The 2,984-nt window shown below is 72.6% G+C and carries 4 protein-coding genes; all 4 read left to right on the top strand.

Going from position 1 to position 2,984, the window contains the following annotated elements:
• The first annotated feature begins 308 nt into the window (after positions 1–308).
• Entirely contained in the window at positions 309–818 is a 510-nt protein-coding gene (gene uraD / locus AB0C29_RS41255) for a 2-oxo-4-hydroxy-4-carboxy-5-ureidoimidazoline decarboxylase (RefSeq protein ID WP_360832654.1), read from the top strand.
• Complete coding sequence (gene uraH, locus AB0C29_RS41260; RefSeq protein ID WP_360832657.1) at positions 805–1,167, top strand: hydroxyisourate hydrolase; 363 nt, start codon at positions 805–807, stop codon at positions 1,165–1,167. Before uraD ends, uraH begins: the two co-directional genes overlap by 14 nt.
• A 3-nt stretch (positions 1,168–1,170) precedes the next feature.
• A complete protein-coding gene (gene pucL, locus AB0C29_RS41265) occupies positions 1,171–2,031 on the top strand; it encodes a factor-independent urate hydroxylase (RefSeq protein WP_360832660.1) in 861 nt (286 codons plus the stop codon).
• The coding region (locus tag AB0C29_RS41270) for an amidohydrolase family protein (RefSeq protein WP_360832663.1) at positions 2,028–2,984 on the top strand (957 nt) is incomplete at its 3' end. The genes pucL and AB0C29_RS41270, both read left to right, overlap by 4 nt.

Here is a 2,984-nt window from a genome sequence, read left to right on the forward strand (position 1 = left end):
CAGGGCCAGTGGGACCAGCGTCGTCTTGCCCGTGCCCGGGGGTGCCACCAGCACTGCGGCGCCCGCGGCGGCCAGGGCGGCGGTGACCTCCGGGAGGACCGCGCGGATGGGCAGGTCGGGCAGGGCGTCCGCGGCGATCAGCACCGGACCAGTCTCGCGCACGGCCGCGGGAACGGCCCCGGCACGTGTGCACTCCGCACGGTGGCTACGGACAAGACCCGGCGAGCGTGTGTTAATTCGCGGGGAAACTGATGCAAGATCGGCTGGTGTCCTGCTTGACTGTCCGTCTGCAAACAGGGGGTGAACGGGTGGACCGGGTCGAGGCGTTCAACTCCCTGCCCGCCGGCAAGCTCGCGGCGGAGCTGCTCGCGGTGTGCGCCGCTCCCGCGTGGGGCCGGGCGGTCGCGGCGCTGCGGCCGTACCCGTCGAAGGAAGCTGTCCTGGCCGCGGCCGATGCGGCCGCACGCGGCCTGAGCTGGCCCGAGGTCCTGCAAGGGTTGTCGGCGCATCCGCGGATCGGCGAGCGGGCGCAGGGCGACTCCAAGGAGGCCGCGTGGTCGCGGCGGGAGCAGTCGACGGCCGCGGGCAGCGGCGACGACGACACCCGGGCCGCGCTGATCGCGGCGAACCACGCCTACGAGGACAAGTTCGGGCACGTGTTCCTCATCTTCGCCAGCGGGCGGACGCAGGAGGAGATCCTGGCGGCGGCGCGCGAGCGGATCGGCAACGACGAGCCGACCGAGCGGGCGATCGTCACCGATGAACTGCGCAAGATCGCCCTGCTGCGACTGGAGAGGCTGCTCGATGCCCTCGGATGACGGCACGGCGGCCACGTCGCACGCCAGGATCTCCACCCACATCCTGGACACGGTCACCGGCGATCCGGCCCGCGACGTGTACGTGCGCCTCGAGCGCCGCGACTCCGACGGCTGGAAGCTGATCGCCGAGGGCCGCACCGACGACGACGGCCGGTTGCGTCACCAGGTCCCGCTGCACGACTGGCAGGCCGGCGGCTACCGGTTCGTGTTCTACGTGGAGCCGTACCTCGGTGGTCAGGCCTTCTTCCCGGAGATCACCGTCGCCTTCCACGTGCACGACCCGGACCGGCACTACCACGTGCCGCTGCTGCTGAGCCGCTACGGCTACACCACCTACCGAGGGAGCTGACCCGTGGCGATCGTGTTGGGCCGCAACCGGTACGGCAAGGCGGAGACCCGCCTGGTGCACGTGCGCCGCGGCGGTGACCGCCATGACCTGGTGGATCTCAACGTGAGCGTCGCGCTCTCCGGCGACCTCGCGGCGACCCACCTGAGCGGCGACAACGCCGGGGTGCTGCCCACCGACACGATGAAGAACACGGTGTACGCGTTCGCCCGCGAGCACGGCGTCGGCGCCCCCGAGGCCTTCGGCCTGCTGCTGGCCCGGCACTTCGTGACCACGCAGCCGCAGGTCTCCGCGGCCAAGGTCTCGCTGGAGTCGTACGGCTGGGAGCGCCTCGGCCCGCACTCGTTCCGCCGCTCGGGCGACCACGTCCGCACCGCCGTGGTGACCGTCGCGGAGCAGGGCACGCAGGTGGTCTCCGGCCTCAAGGACCTGGTCCTGCTGAACACGACCGACTCGGAGTTCCACGGTTATCCCCGCGACCGCTACACGACGCTGCCGGAGACCACCGACCGGATCCTGGCCACGGCCGTCGACGCCCGCTGGCGGCACCGGGGTGACGCCGCCGACTGGGACGAGTCGTTCGCCGGCGCGCAGCAGGCACTGGTCGAGGCGTTCGTGGACACCTACAGCCACTCGTTGCAGCAGACCCTGTACGCGATGGGGCAGCGGGCGCTGGAGAGCCGGCCGGAGCTCGCCGAGATCCGGCTGGCCCTGCCCAACAAGCATCACTACCTGCTGGACCTGTCGCCGTTCGGGCTGGACAACCCGCAGGAGGTCTTCCAGGCCGGCGACCGCCCGTACGGTCTCATCGAGGGCACCGTCACCCGCGACGACGTGTCCCCGGCCAGTACGGAGTGGTACCTGTGATCGTGATCGAGAACGTCACCGTCGCGACAGTGGACGCGGACGGCACCGAGCACACCGACGGCCACGTGGTGGTCGGCGACGACGGCCGGATCGCCGCGGTCGGCGCGGGTGGCGCGGGTGCCCTGCCCGGGTCACCGCGCCGGGTCGACGGCACCGGCTGCCTGCTCACCCCCGGCCTGGTGAACACCCACCACCACCTCTACCAGTGGGTCACCCGGGGCCTGGCCCAGGACGACAACCTGTTCGGCTGGCTCACCACGCTCTACCCGATCTGGGGCCGCATCGACGCCGAGGCGGTCGGGGCCGCCGCGGGCGCGGGCCTGGGCTGGCTGGCCCTTTCCGGCTGCACGACCAGCATGGATCACCACTACGTCTTCCCGCACGACGGCGGTGACGTGCTGGCCGCCGAGATCGAGGCCGCGGCGCAGATCGGGCTGCGGTTCCACCCGACCCGCGGCTCGATGGACCTGGGCCGCTCCTCGGGCGGGCTGCCGCCGGACAACGTGGTCGAGGAGACGGACGCGGCGCTGGCGGCCACCGAGGCGGCGATCGACCGGTGGCACGACCCGTCGCCCGGGTCGATGCTGCAGATCGGCGTCTCGCCCTGCTCGCCGTTCTCCGTGACGCGGGAGCTGATGAGCGAGGCCGCCGCCCTGGCCCGGCGCAAGGGCGTCCGCCTGCACACCCACCTCGCCGAGACCGACGACGAGGAGGAGTTCTGCCGGTCCCGGTTCGGCTGCTCCCCGGTGGAGTACGCGGAACAGCTCGGCTGGCTGGGCGAGGACGTGTGGCTGGCCCACGGCGTACACCTGGACGACGCGGCCGTGGCCAAGCTGGGCGCGACCGGCACCGGGGTCGCGCACTGTCCGAGCTCGAACGCCCGCCTCGGGGCCGGTCTGGCCCGGGTCCGGGACCTGCTGGACGCCGGCGCCCCGGTGGGCCTGGGCGTGGAC

This window comes from Actinoplanes sp. NPDC048791, assembly GCF_040650095.1.
In the GTDB taxonomy this organism is placed as follows: Bacteria; Actinomycetota; Actinomycetes; order Mycobacteriales; family Micromonosporaceae; genus Actinoplanes.

Bases quoted from the DNA above. Each gene is read 5' to 3' on its own strand.
- uraH (WP_360832657.1), top strand. From the start codon at position 805: ATGCCCTCGGATGACGGCACGGCGGCCACGTCGCACGCCAGGATCTCC.